This is a genomic window from Rhodococcus sp. AH-ZY2, assembly GCF_030916465.1.
Classification (GTDB): domain Bacteria; phylum Actinomycetota; class Actinomycetes; order Mycobacteriales; family Mycobacteriaceae; genus Rhodococcus; species Rhodococcus ruber.
This window is the reverse complement of record NZ_CP126458.1, coordinates 1,912,728-1,935,691: the sequence shown is the minus strand read 5'-3', so window position 1 is coordinate 1,935,691 and position 22,964 is coordinate 1,912,728. Positions and strand designations below refer to the sequence as shown.

Annotated in this window: 22 protein-coding genes and 7 tRNA genes; 7 read left to right on the top strand and 22 right to left on the bottom strand. The window is 70.3% G+C overall.

Going from position 1 to position 22,964, the window contains the following annotated elements:
• Positions 1 to 57: 57 nt before the first annotated feature.
• From QNA09_RS10075 to QNA09_RS09980, 20 genes are all read right to left on the bottom strand, one after another.
• Positions 58 to 615 (bottom strand): adenine phosphoribosyltransferase, encoded by a 558-nt coding sequence (locus tag QNA09_RS10075; RefSeq protein WP_010596851.1) that lies wholly within the window; start codon positions 613 to 615, stop codon positions 58 to 60.
• On the bottom strand, positions 612 to 2,366 hold the full coding sequence (locus tag QNA09_RS10070) for an ABC transporter substrate-binding protein (protein WP_119699742.1): 1,755 nt from the start codon (positions 2,364 to 2,366) through the stop codon (positions 612 to 614). Before QNA09_RS10070 ends, QNA09_RS10075 begins: the two co-directional genes overlap by 4 nt.
• 1 nt (position 2,367) lies before the next feature.
• Positions 2,368 to 3,570 carry a protein translocase subunit SecF gene (gene secF, locus QNA09_RS10065; RefSeq protein WP_244213245.1) on the bottom strand — a complete coding sequence of 401 codons (1,203 nt, stop codon included), beginning with the start codon at positions 3,568 to 3,570 and terminating at the stop codon, positions 2,368 to 2,370.
• Positions 3,571 to 3,572: 2 nt separating this feature from the next.
• The gene (gene secD / locus QNA09_RS10060; protein WP_119699740.1) at positions 3,573 to 5,312 is read right to left on the bottom strand and encodes a protein translocase subunit SecD; all 1,740 of its coding nucleotides are present in this window, start codon (positions 5,310 to 5,312) and stop codon (positions 3,573 to 3,575) included.
• A 199-nt stretch (positions 5,313 to 5,511) separates the two neighbouring features.
• Positions 5,512 to 5,850 (bottom strand): preprotein translocase subunit YajC, encoded by a 339-nt coding sequence (yajC, locus tag QNA09_RS10055; RefSeq protein WP_010596847.1) that lies wholly within the window; start codon positions 5,848 to 5,850, stop codon positions 5,512 to 5,514.
• A gap of 117 nt (positions 5,851 to 5,967) precedes the next feature.
• Entirely contained in the window at positions 5,968 to 7,062 is a 1,095-nt protein-coding gene (gene ruvB, locus QNA09_RS10050; protein WP_010596846.1) for a Holliday junction branch migration DNA helicase RuvB, read from the bottom strand.
• Positions 7,059 to 7,652, bottom strand: a complete 594-nt coding sequence (gene ruvA / locus QNA09_RS10045) for a Holliday junction branch migration protein RuvA (protein WP_010596845.1) — start codon at positions 7,650 to 7,652, stop codon at positions 7,059 to 7,061. Before ruvA ends, ruvB begins: the two co-directional genes overlap by 4 nt.
• Complete coding sequence (ruvC, locus tag QNA09_RS10040; protein WP_017681352.1) at positions 7,649 to 8,227, bottom strand: crossover junction endodeoxyribonuclease RuvC; 579 nt, start codon at positions 8,225 to 8,227, stop codon at positions 7,649 to 7,651. Before ruvC ends, ruvA begins: the two co-directional genes overlap by 4 nt.
• Before the next feature lie 101 nt (positions 8,228 to 8,328).
• Positions 8,329 to 9,081, bottom strand: a complete 753-nt coding sequence (locus QNA09_RS10035) for a YebC/PmpR family DNA-binding transcriptional regulator (protein ID WP_010596843.1) — start codon at positions 9,079 to 9,081, stop codon at positions 8,329 to 8,331.
• 64 nt (positions 9,082 to 9,145) lie between these two features.
• Positions 9,146 to 9,766, bottom strand: coding sequence for a pyridoxal 5'-phosphate synthase glutaminase subunit PdxT (gene pdxT / locus QNA09_RS10030; RefSeq protein ID WP_026137913.1), 621 nt, complete (start codon positions 9,764 to 9,766; stop codon positions 9,146 to 9,148).
• A 111-nt stretch (positions 9,767 to 9,877) separates the two neighbouring features.
• On the bottom strand, positions 9,878 to 10,693 hold the full coding sequence (locus QNA09_RS10025) for an acyl-CoA thioesterase II (protein WP_010596841.1): 816 nt from the start codon (positions 10,691 to 10,693) through the stop codon (positions 9,878 to 9,880).
• Between the two features lie 117 nt (positions 10,694 to 10,810).
• Positions 10,811 to 11,713 carry a pyridoxal 5'-phosphate synthase lyase subunit PdxS gene (gene pdxS / locus QNA09_RS10020; RefSeq protein ID WP_010596840.1) on the bottom strand — a complete coding sequence of 301 codons (903 nt, stop codon included), beginning with the start codon at positions 11,711 to 11,713 and terminating at the stop codon, positions 10,811 to 10,813.
• Positions 11,714 to 11,932: 219 nt separating this feature from the next.
• Positions 11,933 to 12,952, bottom strand: coding sequence for an NUDIX domain-containing protein (locus tag QNA09_RS10015; RefSeq protein ID WP_010596839.1), 1,020 nt, complete (start codon positions 12,950 to 12,952; stop codon positions 11,933 to 11,935).
• Between the two features lie 40 nt (positions 12,953 to 12,992).
• Positions 12,993 to 14,120 carry a glycosyltransferase family 4 protein gene (locus QNA09_RS10010; protein WP_010596838.1) on the bottom strand — a complete coding sequence of 376 codons (1,128 nt, stop codon included), beginning with the start codon at positions 14,118 to 14,120 and terminating at the stop codon, positions 12,993 to 12,995.
• Positions 14,117 to 15,022 (bottom strand): phosphatidylinositol mannoside acyltransferase, encoded by a 906-nt coding sequence (locus tag QNA09_RS10005; RefSeq protein WP_017681354.1) that lies wholly within the window; start codon positions 15,020 to 15,022, stop codon positions 14,117 to 14,119. The genes QNA09_RS10010 and QNA09_RS10005 overlap by 4 nt, the downstream gene beginning before the upstream one ends.
• Positions 15,019 to 15,699, bottom strand: a complete 681-nt coding sequence (gene pgsA, locus QNA09_RS10000) for a phosphatidylinositol phosphate synthase (RefSeq protein ID WP_010596836.1) — start codon at positions 15,697 to 15,699, stop codon at positions 15,019 to 15,021. The genes QNA09_RS10005 and pgsA overlap by 4 nt, the downstream gene beginning before the upstream one ends.
• Positions 15,700 to 15,811: 112 nt before the next feature.
• A complete protein-coding gene (locus QNA09_RS09995) occupies positions 15,812 to 16,360 on the bottom strand; it encodes an HIT domain-containing protein (RefSeq protein WP_010596835.1) in 549 nt (182 codons plus the stop codon).
• On the bottom strand, positions 16,357 to 18,438 hold the full coding sequence (gene thrS / locus QNA09_RS09990) for a threonine--tRNA ligase (RefSeq protein ID WP_010596834.1): 2,082 nt from the start codon (positions 18,436 to 18,438) through the stop codon (positions 16,357 to 16,359). Before thrS ends, QNA09_RS09995 begins: the two co-directional genes overlap by 4 nt.
• Positions 18,439 to 18,577: 139 nt before the next feature.
• The gene (locus QNA09_RS09985) at positions 18,578 to 19,144 is read right to left on the bottom strand and encodes a DUF742 domain-containing protein (protein WP_010596833.1); all 567 of its coding nucleotides are present in this window, start codon (positions 19,142 to 19,144) and stop codon (positions 18,578 to 18,580) included.
• A gap of 167 nt (positions 19,145 to 19,311) precedes the next feature.
• Positions 19,312 to 19,383: transfer RNA gene (locus QNA09_RS09980), tRNA-Val, on the bottom strand.
• 310 nt (positions 19,384 to 19,693) lie between these two features.
• Here QNA09_RS09980 and QNA09_RS09975 point away from each other — a divergent pair.
• From QNA09_RS09975 to QNA09_RS09950, 6 genes are all read left to right on the top strand, one after another.
• A tRNA-Gly gene (locus tag QNA09_RS09975) sits at positions 19,694 to 19,766 on the top strand.
• A gap of 25 nt (positions 19,767 to 19,791) precedes the next feature.
• Positions 19,792 to 19,862, top strand: a tRNA-Cys gene (locus QNA09_RS09970).
• A gap of 1 nt (position 19,863) precedes the next feature.
• Positions 19,864 to 19,938: transfer RNA gene (locus QNA09_RS09965), tRNA-Val, on the top strand.
• A gap of 61 nt (positions 19,939 to 19,999) precedes the next feature.
• Positions 20,000 to 20,075, top strand: a tRNA-Gly gene (locus tag QNA09_RS09960).
• Positions 20,076 to 20,082: 7 nt separating this feature from the next.
• Positions 20,083 to 20,157 (top strand) — tRNA-Val (locus QNA09_RS09955).
• A gap of 60 nt (positions 20,158 to 20,217) precedes the next feature.
• Positions 20,218 to 20,293 (top strand) — tRNA-Gly (locus QNA09_RS09950).
• Positions 20,294 to 20,398: 105 nt separating this feature from the next.
• Here the strand turns inward: QNA09_RS09950 and QNA09_RS09945 are convergent.
• Positions 20,399 to 20,911: a 2-isopropylmalate synthase gene (locus QNA09_RS09945; protein WP_102030738.1), complete on the bottom strand. Its 513-nt coding sequence runs from the start codon at positions 20,909 to 20,911 to the stop codon at positions 20,399 to 20,401.
• A gap of 365 nt (positions 20,912 to 21,276) precedes the next feature.
• Between QNA09_RS09945 and QNA09_RS09940 the strand changes: the two genes are divergently transcribed.
• Complete coding sequence (locus QNA09_RS09940; RefSeq protein ID WP_010592557.1) at positions 21,277 to 21,837, top strand: GNAT family N-acetyltransferase; 561 nt, start codon at positions 21,277 to 21,279, stop codon at positions 21,835 to 21,837.
• A 42-nt stretch (positions 21,838 to 21,879) separates the two neighbouring features.
• Here QNA09_RS09940 and zapE read toward each other — a convergent pair whose 3' ends face one another.
• Positions 21,880 to 22,896 carry a cell division protein ZapE gene (gene zapE / locus QNA09_RS09935; RefSeq protein ID WP_010592558.1) on the bottom strand — a complete coding sequence of 339 codons (1,017 nt, stop codon included), beginning with the start codon at positions 22,894 to 22,896 and terminating at the stop codon, positions 21,880 to 21,882.
• Positions 22,897 to 22,964 lie beyond the last annotated feature (68 nt).

Below are 22,964 nucleotides of genomic sequence, written 5' to 3'. Positions count from 1 at the left end.
TACCGTCGCGCATTCCTCGTCGTCCGGAACCACCGGCACCTGCGCCAACTCTAGCTCTCAGAGCCGGACCAATGACGTCACCGGGTACTTTTCCAGCCGCGCGCGCCCGCCGAGAACCTCGATCTCGGTGACCACGGCCACCGCGACGACGAGAGCGCCGGCCGCGTCGAGCAACTCCGCCGTCGCCGAGAGGGTGCCGCCGGTCGCCAGCACGTCGTCGACGACGAGTACCCGTCGGCCGCGCAGCCGAACCGAATCCTGCGGAATCTCGATCGCCGCGGTGCCGTACTCGAGCGAGTACTCGCGGGTGTTCACCGGCGGGGGCAGCTTGCCGGCCTTGCGCACCGCGAGGACGCCGGTGCCCAGTGCGTGGGCGATCCCGCCGCCGAGCAGGAAGCCGCGGGCGTCGACCCCGGCCACCAGTTCCGCATCGGGTGCGGTGGCGGCCAGCGCCGCGATCACCGCCCCGAACGCCTCGCCGTCGGCGAAGACCGGGGTCAGGTCGGCGAAGCGGACCCCGGGTGTCGGGAAGTCGTCGACCCAGCGGGTGTGGGCGGTGACCGCTGTGGCGGCACGGTCCATCAGCGCGTGCGCTCCGGCGGGAAGGCTGCTCATCGGTTGAGGATCCACCTGTCCATGTTCCAGCCCGCACCGGCGGCGCTGGCGTTGACGACGGCGGCACGAAGGCCGCCGGCGAAGGTCGTCTCCCGGGGCTGCGCGTACAGCGGCAGGGTCGGCATCTCGGTCCACAGGATCGTCTCGGCCTCGCCGACCAGGCCGGAAATCGTGGCGTCGTCGGTGGTCACGGCGAGGGCATCGAGGATCCGGTCGACTCGGGCATCGGCGAAGCGACCGACGTTGGCGCCGGCGGCGGAGTTGAGGGAACCGCGGGCGTCCTGCATGTCGGCCGTGCCGCCCGCGCCCGCGGCGGCGGCGGTCCCGGCCAGTACGGCGTCGACCTGACCCGCCGCGAGCTGCGACGGCGTGAACGTGTCGGAGGCGGCGTCGACCACCTCGATGCCGGCCTCGCGACAGGACTGGGCGATCAGTTCGACGGTGCGGGCGCGGCGCGGGTCGGGACCGAGGTACCCGATCCGCACGGTGATGCGGTCCGTCCCGGCCGCGGCGAGCTCGGCCTGCGCCGCGGTCGTGTCCGCCTCGTCGTAACGGGCCGCGGGCCCGGACACACCCGGGTACAGGGGCGAGTCGGCGGGCAGCAGCCGCGACGAGGTGGTCCCGGAACCGAGACCGGTGGCGGGGACGTCCCCGACCCGGCCGAACTCGTCGAACAACTGCGACCGGGGCACGCACAGCGCGAACGCCCGGCGCGCGGCGGGGGCGCCGAGGCTCCCGCCCTCGGTGCCCAGCACGAGCTGTTCGACGTTGCGCGAGGCCGTGTCCGTCGTTTCCGCGTCGTCGCCGAGCGACAGGTCCAGGGCTCCGGTGGCGGCGTCGACGACGTGGACGCGGCCGTCGGAGGCGGCTGCGGCGGCGTCGGTGCCGCGCGGCCACACCACGATCCGGTCGGTGCCGGGCTTGTTGCCCCACCAGCGCTCGTTCGCGACGAGGACGAGTCCGTCCTCGACGGTGAACGACTCGATCCGGTAGGGACCCGAGGCCGGCAGCAGCGACAGATCCACCGCGCCCGGGGTCAGGTTCCATCCCGTGTTCCAGAAGTCGGCGAGCCGGCGCAGCGCCTCGACGTCGCCGCCGCCGATTGCGGCGACCACGTCGGGCACCCCCGAGACGCGGGCCGCGACGTGCGCAGGCATCAGTTCGGTGGCGCCGAACAGGGCCCGCCAGTCGGCGTAGGCGCGGCCTGCGCGGAAGACGACGGTGGCGTCTTTGGATCCGGTCTGGCAGTCGATCCGTTCGATGTCGACATAACCCGAGCGTCGCGCGGCGGCAAACAGGTTCTCCGCTGCTCCCGACGCGTCGGGAGCGGTGAATCGCCCACTGGCGGCCGCCCAGGTCAGCACCAGGTCGTCGCACGACATCGGCACCCCGTCCGAGTACACGGAGTCCGGGGACAGCCGGTACTGGACGGTCAGCGGGTCCTGCGCGACGACGGTGGCCGTCCCGATGTCGGTGTCGGAGATCACCTGGCCGGCCGGATCGACGTAGCCGAACCCGGGCAGCACACGGGCCAGGGCCTGCCGGGCTCCCGAGGCGGCGCCGTCGACGGTGTTGGCGTTGTAGGTGGTCACCGTGTTGTCGACGGCATACCCGATGGAGGGCAGGGACTCCTCCGTCGTGCCACAGGCGACGATGGTCGCGGCGAGCGCCGCCGCGGCGGCCGCGCCCGCGATCGCCGCGCGGACGGGCCGGCGGCGCCGGGCTCGACGTGTGTGCTCGGGTGCCGACATGTCAGTGCCTTCTCTTGGCGCGCTTTCCGGTGGGCCGGACGCCCGGTCTGGGGGTGCGCTCGGCCACCGGCGCGGCCCCGACGCCCGCCGTCGTGGTCGCTCCGAGGCGCTTGGTCACGGACACGGGTGTCGCGCCGGCGTGCGCGCCGACCGCCTCCCCGGCGGGAAGCACGGCCCGCGATCCGGCGGCGCCGCGCTTGGCGAGCACCTTGCGGGTGTGTGCGGCCACCGGCCCGCGCCATTCCTTGAGGGTCACCAGCAGCGGAGTCGCGAAGAAGATCGACGAGTAGGCGCCGACCACGATGCCGACGAGCTGGACGAGGGCCAGGTCCTTGAGGGTGCCGACGCCGAGCAGCCACACCGCGATCACCATCAGCGCGAGCACCGGCAGCACCGAGATGACGGTGGTGTTGATCGACCGCATGAGGGTCTGGTTGACGGCGAGGTTGGCCTGCTCGGCGTAGGTCCGTCGATGCAGGTGCAGAATGCCGCGGGTGTTCTCCTCGACCTTGTCGAACACCACCACGGAGTCGTACAGCGAGAAGCCGAGGATGGTGAGCAGGCCGATGACGGTGGCCGGGGTGACCTCGAAGCCGACGAGGGAGTACACCCCCGCGGTCACGATCATGTCGAAGAACAGCGCGGCCAGCGCCGCGAGTGCCATGTCCCGCTCGTAGCGCACCGCGATGTAGATGCTGACGAGCACCAGGAACACCGCGAGTGCGATGAGGGCCTTCTGGGTGATCTGTCCGCCCCACGTCTCGCTGACGTCGGCGACGCTGATCGCGTCGCGCGACGGCACGCCGTCGGGCCCGGTGGGCTGGAACTCGTCGTAGAGCGCGTTCTGCAGCGCCCGGACCTGTTCCAGGTCGAGGGCTTCCGACCGGATCTGGATGGAGGCGCCGGCGCCGGACCCGACGGTCTGCACCGATTCGGGTTCCGCGCCGAGGGTGTCGGAGTACACCGTCTCCACCTGTTCGGTGGTGACGCCCTCGGCGGCCGGGAGCTGGATGCGGGTGCCGCCCTCGAAGTCGATGCCCCAGGTGAAACCGCGGATCAGCATGCTCAGCAGCGCCACCAGCACGATGGCGCCGGTGAGCAGATAGTAGAACTTGCGGCGGCCGACGATCTCGAACGCGCCCGTGCCGGTGTAGAGGCGCGAGAGGGTGCTGTGCCGGGGTGCGGTCGTGGTGGTGTCGGTCATCGTCACGCCTCCTTCGCCGAGGCAGCCGCGAGCTGGCGCTCACGGGCGACCTGCTGAATGGCGCCGAGACCGTTCACGCTCGGCTTGGACCAGAACTTCGACTTCGACGCGAGGTGCACCAGCGGCCAGGTCACGAGGAACACGACCACGACGTCGAGGATGGTGGTCAGACCCAGCGTGAACGCGAAGCCACGGACCTGGCCGACCGCGAGGATGTAGAGCACCGCGGCCGCGATGAAGCTCACGGCGTTGCCGGACAGGATGGTCCGGCGGGCCCGCGCCCAGCCGCGGGGCACGGCGGAGCGGAAGCTGCGTCCTTCACGGATCTCGTCCTTGATGCGTTCGAAGAAGACCACGAACGAATCGGCGGTCATGCCGATACCGATGATCAGGCCGGCGATGCCCGCGAGATCGAGGGTGAAGTTGATGTAGCGGCCGAGCAGCACCATCACCGCGTACACGGCGAGGCCGGACAGCACCAGCGACAGCGCGACGAGTACCCCGAGCATGCGGTAGTACACGAGGCTGTAGATCAGCACCAGGAGCAGTCCGACGACGCCGGCGATCAGCCCGGCCTCGAGGGACGCCAGACCGAGGGTTGCGGACACCGTCTCGGCCTCCGACGCCGCGAAGGACAGGGGCAGCGAGCCGTACTTGAGGGTGTTGGCGAGCTCGGTGGCCTCGGTGTTGCTGAAGTTGCCGGTGATGGAGGTTGCGCTTCCGGCGGGGGTGGCGCCCTGGATGACGGGCGCACTGACCACCTTGGAGTCGAGGACGAACGCAGCCTGCTGGCCGATGTTGGCGGCGGTGAACTGCGCCCAGGTGCTGCTGCCCTCGGAGTCGAACGTCAGGCTGACCTCGTAGCGGGACTGCTGGGAGTTGTAGCCGGCGGACGCGTCGGTGATCTGCTGACCGTCGATGATGCTCGGGCCGAGCAGATAGACGGCGGTGCCGTCGGTGGAGCAGGCCACCAGCGGCTTGGCCGGATCGTCGTTGCCGGCAAGCGGGTCGGCGGCCGAGCAGTCCAAGTTGGCCATCGCCTCCTGCAGGACGGCCGGGTCCTCGCTCTGCCGCGTCTCCTTCGCCGCCGCGATGTCCGCGGCCGCCCGAGCCTGCGGGTCGAGGTCCTCCGCGGGAGCGGGGGCCGGGGTGTCCGTGGCGGGTGCCGGGGTGCCGGTCTCCGGGCTGTCGGGGGTCGGGGTGTCGGGGGTCGGGGTGTCGGTGGGATCCTGCGCCGGGAACGGCCGGCCTTGCGGTTCCGGTGCGGCCGGTTCCGGGGCGGGCGTCGCGGCGCCGGGTGCCGGCGTCCCGGGAACGGGAGCCGGGGAGTCCGCGGGCGCGGGCTGAGCGGAGTTCGCGCTCGCAATGGGCTGGCCGATCACGGGCCGGATGTACAGGCGCGCGGTCTGACCGAGGGTCCGGGCCTGCGAGCTGTCGTCGCCGGGCACCGTGATCACCAGGTTGTCCCCGTCGATGACGACCTCGGAACCGGACACCCCGAGACCGTTCACGCGGGTCTCGATGATCTGCTGGGCCTGCCGGAGACTGTCCTGGCTGGGCGCACTGCCGTCCGGGGTGCGGGCGGTGAGGGTTACTCGGGTGCCGCCCTGCAGGTCGATGCCGAGCTTCGGCGTCGCCGATTTGTCCCCGGTGAAGAAGATCAGTGCATACAGCGCCACCAGGATCGCCCCGAACAGGGCGAGGGAGCGAACTGGATGCACCGATCCGTTGGAAGGTGCCACGGTCTGTCAGTCTCCTCGATGCGAGTGAGTGATGCGCTGGTCACGGGGCCATCGCACCCGTCGGGCGCGGCCCCCGCCCGGCCCGCACATCGGCCGGGATGTCGACCGGGCAGAGTCCGGCCGTTCGGTGCTCGGTTCTTCGGTGCTCGGTTCTTCGGTGCTCGGTTGTTCGGTGCTCGGTTCTTCAGTGCTCGGTTCTTCAGTGCTCGGTCGGCCGCCCGGCCGGCGGCTCGGTGTCGTCGCCCTTGTCGAGCGAGAGTCCACCGGTCTCGTCCGCCGAGCCTTGATCGGTGATCCGCTCACGGACCACGACCCGGGCCCAGGTGGTCACCACGCCGGGTGCGATCTCGAGCTCCACGGTGGTGTCGGTGAGCGCGGTGATGGTGGCGTGCAGTCCCGCCGTGGTCATCACCCGGTCGCCGACCTGCAACGCATCCTGCAGTTCCGCGGTCTTCTGCATCTCCTTCTTCTGGCGCCGGATGCCGAGGAAGGTCGGCACCAGCAGGGCAAGGATCAGCAGCGGGAAGAGCAGTTCCATCGTTGAAGTCAGTCCTCGAAGTCGTCCGGCATCGGGCGCCGGTCGTCGCGGACCGGCGCAGTAGACCAGTGTGCCATTACCGGCGCGGCTGCTGTACCGGCGCCGGTGGCGGAGCGGTCAGTCGTCGTCGAACAGGCCGGGCTGCGGTTCGCGGGCCCGCACCTCGATGCCGCCGGTTGCGGCCTCCGGCGGCGGGGTCAGCCCGAGTTGCAGCCACGCCGCCTGGGTCGCGACCCGCCCGCGCGGGGTACGCGCGATCATGCCCGCCCGCACCAGAAACGGCTCGCACACCTCCTCGACGGTGCCGGGCTCCTCACCGACGGCTACCGCGAGGGTGGACACGCCCACCGGTCCGCCCCCGAAACTTCGGACGAGCGCGCCCAGCACGGCCCGGTCGAGTCGGTCCAGGCCGAGCGCATCGACGTCGTAGACGGCGAGGGCGGCCCGGGCGATCTCGCGGGTGATGACGCCGTCGGCGCGGACCTCGGCGTAGTCGCGGACCCGTCGCAGCAGCCGGTTGGCGATGCGCGGGGTGCCGCGGGAACGGCCGGCGATCTCGGCGCTCGCCTCCTCGCCCAGGTCGATGCCGAGGATGCGGGCCGAGCGGAGCAGGATCTGCTGTAGCTCCGCCGGTTCGTAGAAGTCCATGTGCGCGGTGAAGCCGAACCGGTCGCGCAGCGGGCCGGTCAGCGCCCCGGAACGGGTCGTGGCTCCGACGAGGGTGAACGGGGCCACCTCGAGGGGGATCGACGTCGCACCCGGACCCTTGCCGACGACGACGTCGACGCGGAAGTCCTCCATCGCCAGGTACAGCATCTCCTCGGCGGGACGCGCGATGCGGTGGATCTCGTCGATGAACAGCACGTCCCCCTCGACGAGGTTGGACAGCATCGCGGCCAGGTCGCCGGCCCGTTCCAGGGCGGGGCCCGACGTCAGCCGCAGCGACGACCCGAGTTCGGCGGCGATGATCATGGCCATCGACGTCTTGCCCAGGCCCGGTGGGCCGGACAGCAGGATGTGGTCGGGGGTGCCGCCGCGCAGCTTCGCCCCGCGCAGCACCAGCTGCAGCTGTTCCCGCACCCGGGGCTGGCCGATGAAGTCGTCGAGATTCTTGGGCCGCAGACTCGCCTCGACGTCGCCGTCGCCGGCGGTGTACTCGGCGGTCATCGGAGCCTCGTCCGAGGCTCCCTCGGTGGGAAAGTCCTCGATCATCGGCTCTTGCCCAGCAGAGCCAGCGCCGACCGCAGCGCGGTCGAGGTATCGGCGTGCGGGTCACCTGCGAGAACCGTGTCGGTGGACTGTTCCGCCTGCTTGACGGGGAAACCGAGCCCGACGAGAGCCTCGACCACCTGGTCCCGCATCGGTGAGCCGACCACCGCCGTCGGGGCGGAGGCGCCGGCGTACGCCGCCACCTTGTCCCGTAGTTCGACGACCATGCGTTCGGCGCCGCGTTTGCCGATGCCCGGGACCCGGGTCAGGGCAGCGGTGTTGCCGTCGGCGAGGGCCGCACGCAACGAGTCCGGATCGAGCACCGCGAGGGTGGCCATCGCGAGTCGGGGTCCGACACCGGAGACCGTCTGCAGCAACCCGAACAGGTCCCGGGCGTCGGGATCGGGGAACCCGTACAGCGTCATCGAGTCCTCGCGCACGATCATCGCCGTGACCAGGCGGGTGTCCTCGCCACGACGGAGCGTGGCGAGGGTGGCGGGCGTGGCGTGGATCCGGTAGCCGACCCCCGCGGATTCGATGACGACGTGGTCGAGGGCGATCTCGAGCACTTCCCCGCGCACCGAGGCGATCACCGTGCACCTGCCTTCCGCGCGGCGGCCTGTTCCCGCAGCCGCGCCTCGTACCGTCGTTTCTGTTCGGCCGCGGCGGCTTCGGCGGCGGCCATGCGCGCGAGCATGGGCGCACGCCAGCAGTGGCAGATCGCCAGGGCGAGGGCGTCCGCGGCGTCCGCGGGCTTCGGGGCGGCGGCGAGGCCCAGGATCTTGGTGACCATCGCCGTGACCTGCTTCTTGTCGGCCGAGCCGTTTCCGGTCACGGCGGACTTGACCTGGCTCGGGGTGTGGAAGGCCACCGGGATGCCGCGCCGGGCGGCGGAGAGCGCCACCACTCCCCCCGCCTGGGCGGTGCCCATCGCGGTACGGACGTTGTGCTGGGAGAACACCCGCTCGACGGCGACGACCTCTGGTTCGAAGCGGTCGAGCCACTCCTCGGCAGCCGTGGAGATGCACAGCAGCCGGGACGGCAGGTCCATCTCGGGAGGTGTGCGGATGACATCCACTGCGACGGCAGCGACCTCGCGCCCGCGACCGGTGTCCACGATGCCGAAACCACATCGCGTCAGTCCCGGGTCCACACCCATCACGCGCACCCGTTCACCTCTCGACCGCTACGAACAATTGTTCGAGAGCATAGCGGCCGGGGCGGCGCGTCGCGGTACCGACACGCAGCCCCGGCCGGGAGCCGTCCGACTCAGGCGTCGAGTTCGGCGAGGACCTCGTCGGAGACGTCGACGTTGGTGTAGACGTTCTGCACGTCATCGGAATCCTCGAGCGCGTCGACGAGCTTGAACACCTTGCGGGCGCTCTCCGCGTCGACGGGCACCTCGACCGAGGCCCGGAAGTCCGGATCGGCCGATTCGTAGTCGATTCCCGCCTCGACGAGCGCGGTGCGCACGGCGATGAGGTCGCCCGCCTCGGAGACGATCTCGAAGCTGTCGCCGAGGTCGTTGATCTCCTCGGCACCGGCCTCGAGCACCACCTCGAGAATCTCGTCCTCGGTGCGGCCGTTCTTCTCGAGCACGACGACACCCTTGCGGGTGAACAGGTACGACACCGAACCGGGGTCGGCCATGTTGCCGCCGTTGCGGGTCATCGCGGTGCGGACCTCGCCCGCCGCGCGGTTGCGGTTGTCGGTGAGGCACTCGATGAGGACGGCGACGCCACTGGGGCCGTAGCCCTCGTAGGTGATCGTCTGCCAGTCCGCGCCGCCGGCTTCCTCACCGGCGCCACGCTTGCGGGCCCGCTCGATGTTGTCGTTGGGGACCGAGCTCTTCTTCGCCTTCTGGATGGCGTCGTACAGCGTCGGATTGCCCGCCGGGTCACCACCGCCGGTCCGGGCCGCCACCTCGATGTTCTTGATCAGCTTCGCGAACATCTTGCCGCGCTTGGCGTCGATGGCCGCCTTCTTGTGCTTGGTGGTGGCCCATTTGGAGTGGCCGCTCATTCGATTGGAGCCCCTTCCGGCGAGGTGAGGTCGGACCGGGTCCGACTGGTTCGGAGGGTCGATTCTACTCCGCGAGCAGTGACCCCGAACGGACGGTGTCGACGAACAGCCGGTGCACCCGGAGGTCACCGGTGACCTCCGGGTGGAACGACGTCGCCATCACGGCGCCCTGGCGCACGGCGACGACCCGTCCGGCGGCCGGCCCCTCCGGGACGGTGGCCAGAACTTCCACGCCGGGGCCGACCTCTTCCACCCAGGGGGCCCGGATGAACACCGCACGCACCGGGTCGCCCTCGATGCCCGCGACGGTGAGGTCGGCCTCGAACGAGTCGACCTGGCGACCGAAGGCGTTGCGTCGGACCGTGATGTCGAGGGCGTCGAGATGCTCGGCGTCCGGACGGGTGTCGAGGACCTGCGAGGCGAGCAGGATCATCCCGGCGCAGGATCCGTACGCGGGCAGCCCGGCCTTCAGGCGCGCACGCAGCGGCTCGAGGAGGTCGAACACCTGCAACAGCCGGCTCATGGTGGTGGACTCCCCACCGGGGATCACCAGGCCGTCGACGGCGTCGAGCTCGCCGGGCCGGCGCACGCCGATCGCGCGGGCGCCGGCCGCTTCGAGTGCGGTCAGGTGCTCGCGGACGTCGCCTTGGAGAGCGAGCACGCCGATGGTCGGAGAACTTTCCACTGTCGCCTGTTCTGTCGGGGACGGGCAACGCCCGCCCGGAACCTGGACGTCCACGCTAGCAGCCGGGGCGAGGTGCCCCGGCTCACGGACCGGGAACCGGGCACCCGCTCATCAACGCAGGTAGCGGGTCAATCCCTCTTGTACCACCGCGGCGACCATGCGCCCGTTCCGGTCGAAGATGCGTCCCTGTGTCAGGGCCCGCCCGAAGCCGGCCGACGGGGAGGTCTGGTCGTACAGCAACCAGTCGTCGGCGCGGAAGGAGCGCAGGAACCACATGGCGTGGTCGAGGGAGGCGCCCTGGGTCTTCTCGTCGGGATGCGCGACGCTCGCGGAACCGAGCAACGTCATGTCGCTCATGTACGCCAGGGTGCACACGTGCAGCACGTTGTCGTCCGGGAGCGGGTCCCGGACCCGGAACCACACCTGCTGCTGGGACACGATGCCGGTGCGCCGGAAGATGCGGTCCTCCGGCACCCGCCGCAGGTCCCACTCGGGCCATTCCCGCCTGGCCCACTCGTTTCCGGGGTCCTCCGAGTCCGCGAGGCCGGAGAGTTCCTCGGGATCCGGCACCGGGGGCATCTCGTCCTGGTGCTCGATGCCCTCGTCCTGGACGTGGAACGATGCGGACATGGTGAAGATCGCCTGCCCGTCCTGAACGGCAGTCACCCGCCGGGTGCCGAACGACCGGCCGTCGCGGATCGGGTCGACGAGATACACGATCGGCTTCGCCGGGTTACCGGGACGGACGAAGTATCCGTGCAACGAATGCACCGAGTACGCCGGATCGACGGTGCGCACCGCGGACACCAGCGCCTGCCCGGCGACCTGGCCCCCGAAGGTGCGTTGCAGCGACGTCTCCGTCGCCACGCCCCGGAAGATGTTCTTCTCGAGATGTTCGAGCGCCAGGATCTCCTCGATCTTCGCCATGCGGGCTCCTTCCCAGTCCTGCGACAGGCTAGCGGCAGGTGCCCGGAACGGAGCGACGGGAGCCTCCGACACGGTGGAGGCTCCCGTCGCACCCGGGAAAGCCGGCGGTCGTGCGGGTCACCAGCCTCGCTCGGCGAGGCGGTGCGGCACCGGGATGTCGTCGACGTTGATGCCGACCATGGCCTCGCCCAGGCCGCGCGAGACCTTCGCGAGCACGCCCGGGTCGTCGTAGAAGGTGGTGGCCTTGACGATCGCGGCGGCACGCTCGGCCGGGTTGCCGGACTTGAAGATGCCCGAACCGACGAACACGCCCTCGGCGCCGAGCTGCATCATCATCGCCGCGTCCGCCGGGGTGGCGATGCCCCCGGCCGTGAACAGGGTCACCGGCAGCTTGCCGGCCTGGGCGACCTCGACGACCAGGTCGTACGGGGCCTGCAGTTCCTTGGCCGCGACGTACAGCTCGTCCTCCGGCAGGGAGGTCAACCGCCGGATCTCCTGCCGGATCTTCCGCATGTGGGTGGTGGCGTTGGAGACGTCGCCGGTGCCGGCCTCACCCTTGGAACGGATCATCGCCGCGCCCTCGTTGATCCGGCGCAGCGCTTCACCGAGGTTGGTGGCGCCGCACACGAACGGCACGGTGAACGCGAACTTGTCGATGTGGTTCTCGTAGTCGGCGGGAGTGAGCACCTCCGACTCGTCGATGTAGTCCACGCCGAGGGCCTGCAGGATCTGTGCCTCGACGAAGTGACCGATACGCGCCTTGGCCATCACGGGGATGGACACGGCCTCGATGATGCCTTCGATCATGTCCGGGTCGGACATGCGGGACACGCCTCCCTGGGCGCGGATGTCGGCGGGGACGCGCTCGAGCGCCATGACGGCGACGGCACCCGCGTCCTCGGCGATCTTCGCCTGCTCGGGGGTGACCACGTCCATGATCACGCCGCCCTTGAGCATCTCGGCCATGCCGCGCTTGACGCGGGCGGTACCGGTGGTGGGGACGGACTCGGGGCTGCTCACAGCAACAAACTCCTGGGGTATGGCCTGCAGAGACTGGCGCGGCGGACGGATTCGGGCACGTCACGACGCCGCTCCCGATTCTAGGTGCGGCCGGACGGCCGTCCCATAGCCAGTCGCGAGGCCCTGGCCTGCCTCGCGGGCATCGACACGGCCTGCCTCGCGGGCATCGACACGGCCTGCCTCGCGGGCATCGACACGGCCTGCCTCGAGCGCCGCAGCTCACCGGATGGCACGAACCTCCGGTTCCACGCGGCGTACGGCGACGTCACGCGCCTCGCCCAGCAGATCGGCGAGATCCTGCGGGTACACGGCCTCCCCGCGTCGCTGCAGGTCCCGGATCTCGTTCTCGGCGAACCAACGGTGTTCGAGGCTCATGCGGCGCTCGAGGTCCGTGAATCCGCTGCTCCCCGGTTCGAAGGCGGGCGTCTGCAGGGCGAAGAACAGCTCCTCCGAACGGATGAGTTCCCCGTTGAAGGGGAATACCGCCACTCGGCGCCACAGGGGTCCGCACAGTTGCCCGGGCGCGACCGGCAGACCGGTCTCCTCCCCCACCTCGCGGGCCGCGGCCGCGCGCAACGTCTCCCCCACCTCGACGGCGCCGCCGACGGTGAACCAGAAGTGCACGTCCGGCGTGGTCGGGTCGTGGCCGCGCAGCAGCAACACCCGCCCCTCGTGGTCGAACAGCACGACCCGCGCCGAGGTGCGCGTCTCGTCGAGCGACAGGCCCGTCGCGGCAGCCGGGCCGGTGCGCTCGGTGATCTCGAAGTAGGTGGGCAACGGCGCCGTGCCACCGAGGTGCAGCCACCGGACCGGACGGCGGGCACGCAATGCCAGGGTGTCGCGGACGGCGTCGTTGTGGAATCGGCGGGCGATCAGCACCCGCGCCTCGGCGTCGGCGAGTTCGGCCACCAGCTGCGGTCGGAGCCGCTCGGTGTCGACCGCGGCCACGGCGGCCGACAGCGTGTTCTCCGCCGACTCCCGTTCGGCACGGTCCGCCCGCTCGGCACGGTCGGCCAGGGCGGCCAGCCGGCGGCCTTCGGCGACCGGGACGGAGGCCGCGATCCCGCGCACCACCACGGCGCGGCGAGCCAGGGCGGCGTCGAGCGCCTGCCAGGAGAGGTCCGACCGCACGTGCAGCCGGTCCAGCCGGTTGGCCGTGCCGTACGCCCACAGCCCGAGCGCGACGACGAGCGCGGTGACCAGCGCGAGGACGAGTACGGTCAGCGCGGACAGCGTCACGTCCCACTCCCCTCACGCGGCGGCGTCGCCCGGCTGCATGTCACGACCGGACCTCGCGGACCGGCCCGGCCCCGACCGTGACGGTCTCGTATACGCGCAGGATCTGCTCGGCCACCACCGGCCAGTCGTACGCGCCGACGATCTCGTTCGCCGCCTCCACGAGGGCGCGGCGCCGGGCTGCGTCGTCGAGCAGGCCGCGGATCGAAGCGGCGAGCGCCGCCGAGTCGCCCACCGGGACGAGTACGCCGGCGCGGCCGTCGCGCAGCACCCGGCGGAACGCGTCGAGTTCGCTGGCCACTACCGCGGTACCGGCGGCCATCGCCTCCACGAGCACGATGCCGAAGCTCTCCCCACCGAGGTTGGGGGCGCAGTAGACGTCGGCGCTGCGCATGGCCGAGGCCTTCTCCGCGTCGGACACCTGGCCGAGCAGCCGCAGGTGCCGTGCGTGCGGTCCGGCCTCCTTGCGCAGCCGTTCCTCGTCCCCGCGGCCGACCACGAGGACCTGCAGGTCCGGGTAGTGCTCGACGAGCAGGGGCAGCGCGCCGAGCAGCACCCCCATGCCCTTACGCGGTTCGTCGTACCGGCCGAGGAACAGCACGGTGCGGCCGGCGCGGGGATACCCGGGCAACGCGGGGGCGTGCGCGAACGACGACACGTCGACTCCGTTGGGGATCTCCACGGCGTCGGAGCCGAGGGAGGTCACCTGCCAGCGGCGGGCGAGCTCGGACACGGCGATGCGACCGCTGATCTTCTCGAGATACGGCTGCAGCACACCTTGGAACGTGCTCAGTACCAGCGACTTGGTCGTCGAGGTGTGGAAGGTCGCGACGATGGGCCCTTCCGCGATCTTCAGGGCGAGCATCGACAGGCTCGGGGCGTTGGGCTCGTGGATGTGCAGGACGTCGAAGTCGTTGTCGTTGATCCATCGCCGGACCCGCGCGTAGGACACGGGGCCGAAGCTCAAACGTGCCACGGACCCGTTGTAGGGGATGGCGACGGCGCGTCCGGCGGAGACGACGAAGTCGGGCAGTTCCGTGCGGTCGGATGCCGGAGCGAGGACACTGACCCGGTGGCCGCGTTCGATGAGCACGGTCGCCAGGTCCACGACGTGCGCCTGCACCCCGCCCGGTACGTCGAACGAGTACGGGCACACCATGCCGATCTTCACCGCGCCTCCATCCGGGCCAGGCGGGCCTCGGAGAGGTCGTCGAGCCAGAGCGGTTGCAGCATGTGCCAGTCCGCCGGGTGTTCGGCGATGTCCGCGGCGAAGCAGTCGGCCAGCGCCTGGGTCGCCGGTCCGATCCCGCCGGTGACATCGATCTCGGGATGGACCCGGAAACCCCAGCCGTCGACGGTGAACCAGCAGTGCACCGGCAGCAGGGGCGCCCCGGTCTCGACGGCCAGCTTCGCCGGGCCGGCGGGCATGCGGGTGGGCTCACCGAAGAACGTGACCGGCACGCCCCTGCGGGCCAGGTCGCGTTCGCCGAGCAGGCAGACGATCCGGTTCTCGCGCAACCGGGTCTCGAGCCGGTCGAACGGCGGGGTCTCACCGCCGCTGAGGGGGAAGATCTCGAAGCCGAGGCTTTCGCGGTACGCGACGAACCGCTGGTAGAGCGATTCCGGGCGCAGGCGTTCGGCCACCGTGGACAGTCCGCCGTAGGTCTGCGTGCACCACACACCGGCCATGTCCCAGTTCCCGCTGTGCGGCAGGGCGAGAATTGCACCGCGCCCGGCCGCCAGGGCCTGTTCGATGTGTTCGCGGCCCTCGACGGCGTCGTCGAGTGCCGCAGCCGTCGCGGCGAGGTCCATGGAGGGCAGCCGGAACGCCTCCCGCCAGTACCGGGCGTAGGACCGCAGGGACTGCCGGATCAGCTCGTCCGGGACCTGCGCCGCGGGCACACCCAGGACGCGGGCCAGGTTGCGACGCAACTGCTGCGGGCCGGCGCCGCGACGGGCGGCGTACTCGGCCCCGACGTCGAACAGCCGGCGCGCAGTGGACTCGGGCAGCGCCCGCACGAGCCGCCATCCCGCGGCGTAGCCGAGGTCGGAGGCGCGTTCCGTCACGCTCATCGGGCGTCTCCGTCGGCCGGGGCCGACGACGGTGCTCCGTCGGCCGGAGTCGACGACGGCAGGGGCAGCAGCTCGCGGGCCTCCGGGGAGCGCCGCACCGCGAGCACCCGCTGGAACACGGTGATCACCGAACCGGCGGCGAGCAGCCACATTGCGGCGTGGATCGCCCACCACAGGCCGAGCCCGGTGAAGCCGGCGCCGACCAGGACGATGACGAGCCGGTCGGGACGTTCGATCAAGCCGCCGTCGGCGGACAGGCCGCTCGCTTCCGCGCGGGCCTTGGCATAGGAGATGACCTGGGAGGTGACGAGGCAGATGAGGGTGGCGACCAGCAGCGGCCGGCTCTGTTCCTCGTAGACCGCCCACCAGGCGAGCCCGGCGAAGATCGCACCGTCGGCGACCCGGTCACAGGTGGCGTCGAGGACCGCGCCGAAGCGGGTGCCGCCACCTCGGGCCCGCGCCATGGCGCCGTCGAGCATGTCGAACATCACGAACAGCCCGATCACCATCGCACCCCAGAACAACTGCCCCATCGGGAACAGCGTCACGGCGGCGGCGATCGTGGCGACGGTGCCGATCAGTGTCACCGCGTCCGGCGTGAGGCCGGTGCGGATCAGGGCCCTGCCGAGCGGCGCGGTGACCTTCGACACCGACGCACGCCCGAAGAAGCTGAGCATCCCACCGACCCCCGTCTTTCGTCACATCGTTGCGTCCGGGACACGATCCTGCCATGCCTGCGAACGGCGACAACCATACAGTCGCGGGGACGGCGTTCGGTTCGGGCCGGTGTCAGTCGTTCCAGGCCGCAGCGAGCAACGCGCGGGTGTCGCGCAGCAGCTGCGGCATGACCTTGGCGCCGCCGAGAACGGTGATGAAGTTGGCGTCGCCACCCCACCGCGGCACCACGTGCAGGTGCAGGTGCTCGGCGAGTGAGCCCCCGGCGGCGGCCCCGAGGTTGAGCCCCACGTTGAAGCCGTGCGGCCGCGAGACGCTCTTGATGACCAGGATCGCCCGCTGCGCGAACGACATCAGCTCGGTGCTCTCCTCGGGGGTGAGGTCCTCGAGGTTGGCGACCCGCCGGTACGGCACGACCATCAGATGGCCGGGGTTGTAGGGATACAGGTTGAGCACCGCGTACACGTGCTCGCCGCGCGCGACGACGAGGCCCTCCTCGTCCCGCATCTTCGGGATGTCGGTGAAGGGCTCGTAGGGCGCCTCCTTGGAGCGGGGCGCCTCCGCGATGTACGACATGCGGTGCGGGGACCACAGTCGCTGGAGGTGATCGGGTTCGCCGGCACCCCGATCGACGAGGGCGTCGTCGGAGCAGTCCCCGCTCATGCGGCGCCGCCGCGGTCGACGGGAGCGACGAGCTCCGCGGTGGGCGAGGCGTTCTCCCGCCGCTCGATCCACTCGGTCACCAGACGGACCGCGTCGGCCACGGGTACCCCGTTGACCTGCGTACCGTCGCGGAACCGGAAGCTGACCGCGCCGGCGGCGACGTCACGCTCGCCCGCGAGCAGCATGAACGGCACCTTCTGCGTGGTGTGGTTGCGGATCTTCTTCTGCATCCGGTCGTCGCTGGTGTCGACTTCGGCCCGCACCCCGGCGGCCTTCAACTGCCGGGTGACGTCGAACAGGTGATCCTCGAAGGCCTCCGCGACGGGAATCCCGACGACCTGGACGGGGGCGAGCCACGCCGGGAAGGCACCCGCGTAGTGCTCGGTGAGCACGCCGAAGAAGCGCTCGATCGAACCGAACAGGGCCCGGTGGATCATCACCGGCCGGTGCTTGCTGCCGTCGGGGCCGGTGTACTCGAGCTCGAATCGCTCGGGCAGGTTGAAGTCGAGCTGGATCGTCGACATCTGCCAGCTGCGCCCGAGCGCGTCCTGAACCTGGACGGAGATCTTGGGGCCGTAGAAGGCGGCACCGCCCGGATCCGGCACGAGATCGAGCCCGGAGGCCTCGCCGACCTCGCGCAGGGTCTCGGTGGCCTCCTCCCACAGGGCGTCGTCGCCGACGAACTTCTTGGGGTTCTTCGTCGACAGCTCGAGGTAGTAGTCCTCGAGGCCGTAGTCCTTGAGCAGGTCGAGGACGAAGTTCAGGGTCGTGGTCAGCTCGTCGCGCATCTGCTCGCGGGTGCAGTAGATGTGCGCGTCGTCCTGCGTCATGCCACGCACCCGGGTCAGACCGTGGACGACGCCGGACTTCTCGTACCGGTACACCGAGCCGAATTCGAACAGCCGCAGCGGCAGCTCGCGGTAGGACCGGCCGCGGGACCGGAAGACGAGGTTGTGCATCGGGCAGTTCATCGGCTTGAGGTAGTAGTCCTGGCCCGGCTTGCGCACGGTGCCGTCCTCGGCCAGTTCCTCGTCGATGTGCATCGCGGGGAACATGCCGTCGCGGTACCAGTCGAGATGGCCGGACACCTCGTAGAGGTGACCCTTCGTGATGTGCGGGGAGTACACGAACTCGTAGCCGGCCTCGACATGCCGCTTGCGGGAGTAGTTCTCCATCTCCTGGCGGATGATGCCGCCCTTGGGGTGGAACACCGGGAGGCCGGAGCCGAGCTCGTCGGGGAAGCTGAACAGGTCGAGCTCGTTGCCGAGCTTGCGGTGATCACGGCGCTCGGCCTCGGCGAGCAGCTCGAGGTAGCGCTCCTGCGCCTCCGCGGACTCCCACGCGGTGCCGTAGATGCGCTGGAGACCGGCATTGTCCTGGTCGCCGCGCCAATAGGCGGCGGAGCTGCGGGTGAGCTTGAACGCCGGGATGTACTTGGTGGTGGGGATGTGCGGACCGCGGCACAGATCGGCCCAGATCTTCTCGCCGGTGCGCGGATTGAGGTTGTCGTAGATCGTCAGTTCCTTGCCGCCGACCTCCATGATCTCGGGGTCCTCGTCCAGGGAGCTGTTTCCGGCCGACTTCTCGCTGATCAGCTCGAGCTTGAACGGCTCGTTCTTCAGTTCCTCGCGTGCGTCGTCCAGGCTCTCGACGACGCGGCGGGAGAACCGCTGCGCCCCCTTGACGATCTGCTTCATGCGCTTCTCGAGCTTCGTCAGGTCCTCGGGAGTGAAGGGGCGGTCGACCTGGAAGTCGTAGTAGAAGCCGTCCTTGATCGGGGGACCGATGCCGAGCTTGGCCTCGGGGAACTCCTGCTGCACCGCCTGGGCGAGGACGTGTGCCGCGGAGTGCCGGATGACGGAGCGGCCGTCCTCGGTGGCGGCGGCGACCGGCTCGACCTGGGTGTCCTGTTCCGGCGTCCACGACAGGTCCCGCAGCCGCCCCTCCTCGTCGCGGACCACGACGACCGCGTCGGGCCCGCTGTTGGGCAGGCCCGCCTCCCGGAGGGCGGCACCGGCAGTGGTCCCCGCGGGCACCCGGACGAGCACGGTGGGGTCTACGGATGCGGGCGTCGTCACTGTGGTGGGCTCCTCGGGCTCGTGCCGGTGATGGGTGCCGCCGACGCCGCGGGGTATGCCACGCGTCCGGCAACCAGACCATGCTATCGACACCACCCGGAACGGCAGTTCACCCGGGCACTGCCGGGCGTCGGGCGGGCTAGAGCCGACGCAGGCCGCCGAGGACCCGAGACAGCAACTGGGCGTCGGGTCCGAGTCCGTCGGCGGTGCGGTGGACGGTGAGTTCTCCCGTGGCGGCGAGATCTCCCACCAGGACACGTGCGACGCCCAGAGGCAGTCGGGCCAGGGCCGCGATCTCCATGATGGACCGCGGTTCGGCGCACAGCGCCAGGATGGTGCGGTGCTCCTCGAGACCCGCAGTTCCCTCGGCGTCGCTCACGGCGGAGACGAGGACCTCGAGCGGGAGATCCACCTCGGAGCGGGTCCGGCCCTGGCTGCGCACGAAGGGACGGACGAAGGAGGGCTGCTGCCCGATCGGTTCTTCCTCCCTCGTGGCCGCCGTGTGCCTCGGGACCGCGGGCATCGGCTGCGACGCGGGGACGGCGACGGCCGCGGAGGTCCCCGTGGTCGGGGCGTCCACCGCGGGCGTGGCCGCTCCGCGGTCGGCGGCGCCGGGTGCCGGGTGATCCTTGCGCCGGCGGCCGGCCGATCCGAATCGTGCTCCTGTGGCCCCGACCAGGGGCCAGTTGTTGTCGGCGACGCTCATCAGTCGCATCCTCCTCACACCGACCGCAATCCTGCCATCAGCGCAGCGCGGTTCGGTGAACGCGCAGGTCACCGCCGCTCCGTCGCCGACACGTTCCGGCCGGACGCGAACCGCGCCGGCCCGGAAACGACGAAGGGCACCCCGTGGGGTGCCCTTCGTCGGTGCTGTGGTCCCGGCTGGGATCGAACCAGCGACCTCCCCGGTGTGAACGGGACGCTCTTCCACTGAGCCACGGGACCGGGCCGCTTCGCAGCGGCTCGAACGAGAAGGAACATTAACACGCCCATCGGATGAACACGAATCGCCTGGTCGCCTGTGTTTTCGATACCGCGTCGGGATGCCGCGCCCCGAGGGGGCGCGAGTTCCGTGCCCCTCACCGAACGGATCGCCCAGCCGGCGCTCGCTGGCCCGACCCGCCGCCGGAACGGGCCGGGCAGGATCCACCAGGACGGCTCGTCCATGCCCTCACCTGCAGATTTGTGTGTTCTGACGATGGTCGGCTAATGTTCTCAACCGCACCACGGAGAGCACGGCGCCGGGCGGTGCGATGCGGATGTAGCGCAGCTGGTAGCGCATCACCTTGCCAAGGTGAGGGTCGCGGGTTCGAATCCCGTCATCCGCTCGAGAGGTTGGACTCGACCTTTTACGGTGGAGTGGCCGAGTGGTGAGGCAACGGCCTGCAAAGCCGTGCACACGGGTTCGATTCCCGTCTCCACCTCGCGCGATTAGCTCAGCGGGAGAGCGCTTCCCTGACACGGAAGAGGTCACTGGTTCAATCCCAGTATCGCGCACCATGATCGACCAGGTTTCACCCTGCACTTCTCGACCCGGGTCACCGGGTCGGGGAGTGCGCATGCGGATGTAGCGCAGCTGGTAGCGCATCACCTTGCCAAGGTGAGGGTCGCGGGTTCGAATCCCGTCATCCGCTCCACCCCCCGGCGCGATTAGCTCAGCGGGAGAGCGCTTCCCTGACACGGAAGAGGTCACTGGTTCGATCCCAGTATCGCGCACCACGATCCACCCTTTCCACGCTGCACTCCGTCGCCCGGTCCCTCGGGCCGGGGAGTGCGCATGCGGATGTAGCGCAGCTGGTAGCGCATCACCTTGCCAAGGTGAGGGTCGCGGGTTCGAATCCCGTCATCCGCTCCACCCCCCGGTGTGCCACCCGGACGAGGTCGCCGGTCCCGGTCGCCCACACCACTCGACGGCGAAGGCCCTCCCGGTCGGGAGGGCCTTCGTCGTGTCACCGCCCCCTCAGCGGGAAGCGTGCAGCCGGTTGGCTCCCGCGATCATCGCGCGCAGTGCCGATTCGGTTCCGCTCGCCGCGGCACCCATGCTCCAGAGCCGGCGCCCGTCCGCCTCGCACAGCAGGAATGTCGTGTGGGTGTCGCCGAGGTCGAACTGGTGGAACGAGAGAATCTCGAGCGGCATCCCGAGGGTGTGCATCATGACGGTCATGGCGGCCACCGGACCGGTGGCCGTCGCCGCCGCCGTGTGGATGGTCTCTCCCACGCCGAAAGTGGCCTCGAAGTTCCGCCGACCGGCGCACGGAGCCCCGGCCGACCAGCCACCGAGACGGACCGGCCCGTGCGGTGCATAGGTCGCGGTGAACTCGGTCCAGCTCGTGCCGAGCGCCTCGGCACGCAACTCGCGCGGCAGGGATCGTCCGTAGCGGGCGGCGAACGGATCGATCGGCGCCGAGTATGCGGTCTCCGCGTCGCCGGCGGCGTAGGAGGTGCGGGGAGCGGTGGAGGTGAAGGCGTTCATCGTAGGAGGTCTTCCGCGTGAAGGGAGGACCGACAGGTAGCTCGACGACCCGCAGCGAGGGGTCGGTCCGAATCAGACCCCGCTACGGCGGTGAACTACGAGTACGCGCTTCATGAGAGCCCACAGTAGAGCGTTGCCCGGCGGAAGGCAACCACCCGGACGGCCGGCCCGTGACCCAACCGTGACCACCCCGGTTGGAACCTGAGGGATTCCTCATGTATTGTCGGAGATGCCATCCCCCCGATGGTAATGAACCCCAGCCATGACCCCCCATCCAAGGCTGGGGTTCAGCCATTTCCGGACGTCGAACGGATACCTGCCCCGACCGTCGGCGCGGTGCCCCGCCGAGTGATCTACTGGTTCCCATGTCCACTCCGTCACTCGAGGAATCGACCGCGAACGTCTCCGTCGAGCAGGCCGGCATCTGGGATGCCGAGACCATCGCCGATGTCGCAGCCACCACGTTCCCCCTGGCCTGCCCGGCCGACGCCTCCCAGGAGGACATCGCCGCATTCATCGACGACACCCTCTCGGCGGAACGGTTCAGCGAGTACCTCACCGACCCGACCCGCATCGTGCTCAAGGCGACCGTCGGCGGCGAGATCGTGGGCTACCTCATGGCCGTCGATGCCGAACCGACGGACCCGGAAGTCCGTGAAGCCGTGACCGCGCTGCCCACCACCGAGATCAGCAAGCTCTACGTGCTGCCGGGCAAGCACGGCACCGGAGTGGCGGCGGCCCTGATGGCTGCCGTCGTCGAGCATGCCCGGGCAGCCGGCTGCCGGGGGCTGTGGCTGGGGGTCAACCAGCAGAACTCTCGGGCCCGGCGGTTCTACGCCAAGAACGAGTTCGAGGTCGTGGGAACGCGCACGTTCCAGGTCGGCTCGCAGACCCATCACGACTACGTCATGCAACGCACCCTGTGACGCGCGGGCGCCGCCTGCGGCGGGGGCAGCCGGGAACCCGACTCAGCTGGCGGCGGTCTCGAACCGCGACAGCGCCAACAGGCGCGAGGTCGCACGCAGGTACTTCTTGCGGTAGCCGCCGGCGAGCATCTCGTCGGTGAAGATCTCGTCCAGCTTCGCGCCGGCGACGGTCACCGGAATGCTCGCGTCGTAGAGCCGGTCGGCGAGCACCACCAGACGCAGCGCCACGGACTGGTCGTGGGCGGCATGAACCCCGTTGAGGAAGACGGCCGCGACGCCCTCGACGAGCTTGCCGTACCGGGACGGATGCAGCGTGCTCAGGTGCGCGCACAGCTCGTCGAAGTCGTCGAGGGTGGCGCCGGGGACCGCATCGGCGCGATCGAGCAGCTCCTCGGAGCTGATCGGGTCCGGGGCCGGCGGCAGGTCGCGATGGCGGTAGTCGGGGCCGTCCACGCGGATGGTCTCGAAGATCGAGGCGAGCTTCTTGATCTCGCGCAGGAAGTCCTGCGCCGCGAATCGCCCCTCTCCCAGCTGCCCGGGCAGGGTGTTGGACGTGGCGACGATGGACACGCCCCGCGCCGAGAGTTCGGTCAGCAGGCGGGAGACCAGCATCGTGTCGCCCGGGTCGTCGAGCTCGAACTCGTCGATGCACAGCACGCTGTGGCCGGACAGCTCCTCGACGGCCTTGTTGAAGCCGAGAGCGCCGACGACGTGGGTCAGCTCCACGAAGGTGCCGAACGCCTTCGGCGACGGCGCCGCGTGGAAGATCGAGGCCAGTAGGTGGGTCTTGCCGACGCCGAAGCCGCCGTCGAGGTAGAGACCGGCGCCGGTGGACGGCGCCTTCCGTCCGAACAGGCCGCGCCGGCCGCCCCCCCGGATCTTCGCGATCTTGTGGGCGAACTCCTCCGCCGTCGCGACAGCGGTCGCCTGGCTCGGCTCGTTCGGATCGGGGATGTAGGACGCGAAGCTCACGTCGTCGAACATCGCGGGCGGAACCATCTGGGCCACCAGTTGGTCGGACGGCACCACGGGATTGCGATCGACGAGACGTTCGTGCATTTCTCCAGGGTAGGGCCGTCGCTCGAGGCGACCGGTACACCCGGGGCAGATTGCGACCTACTTCACAC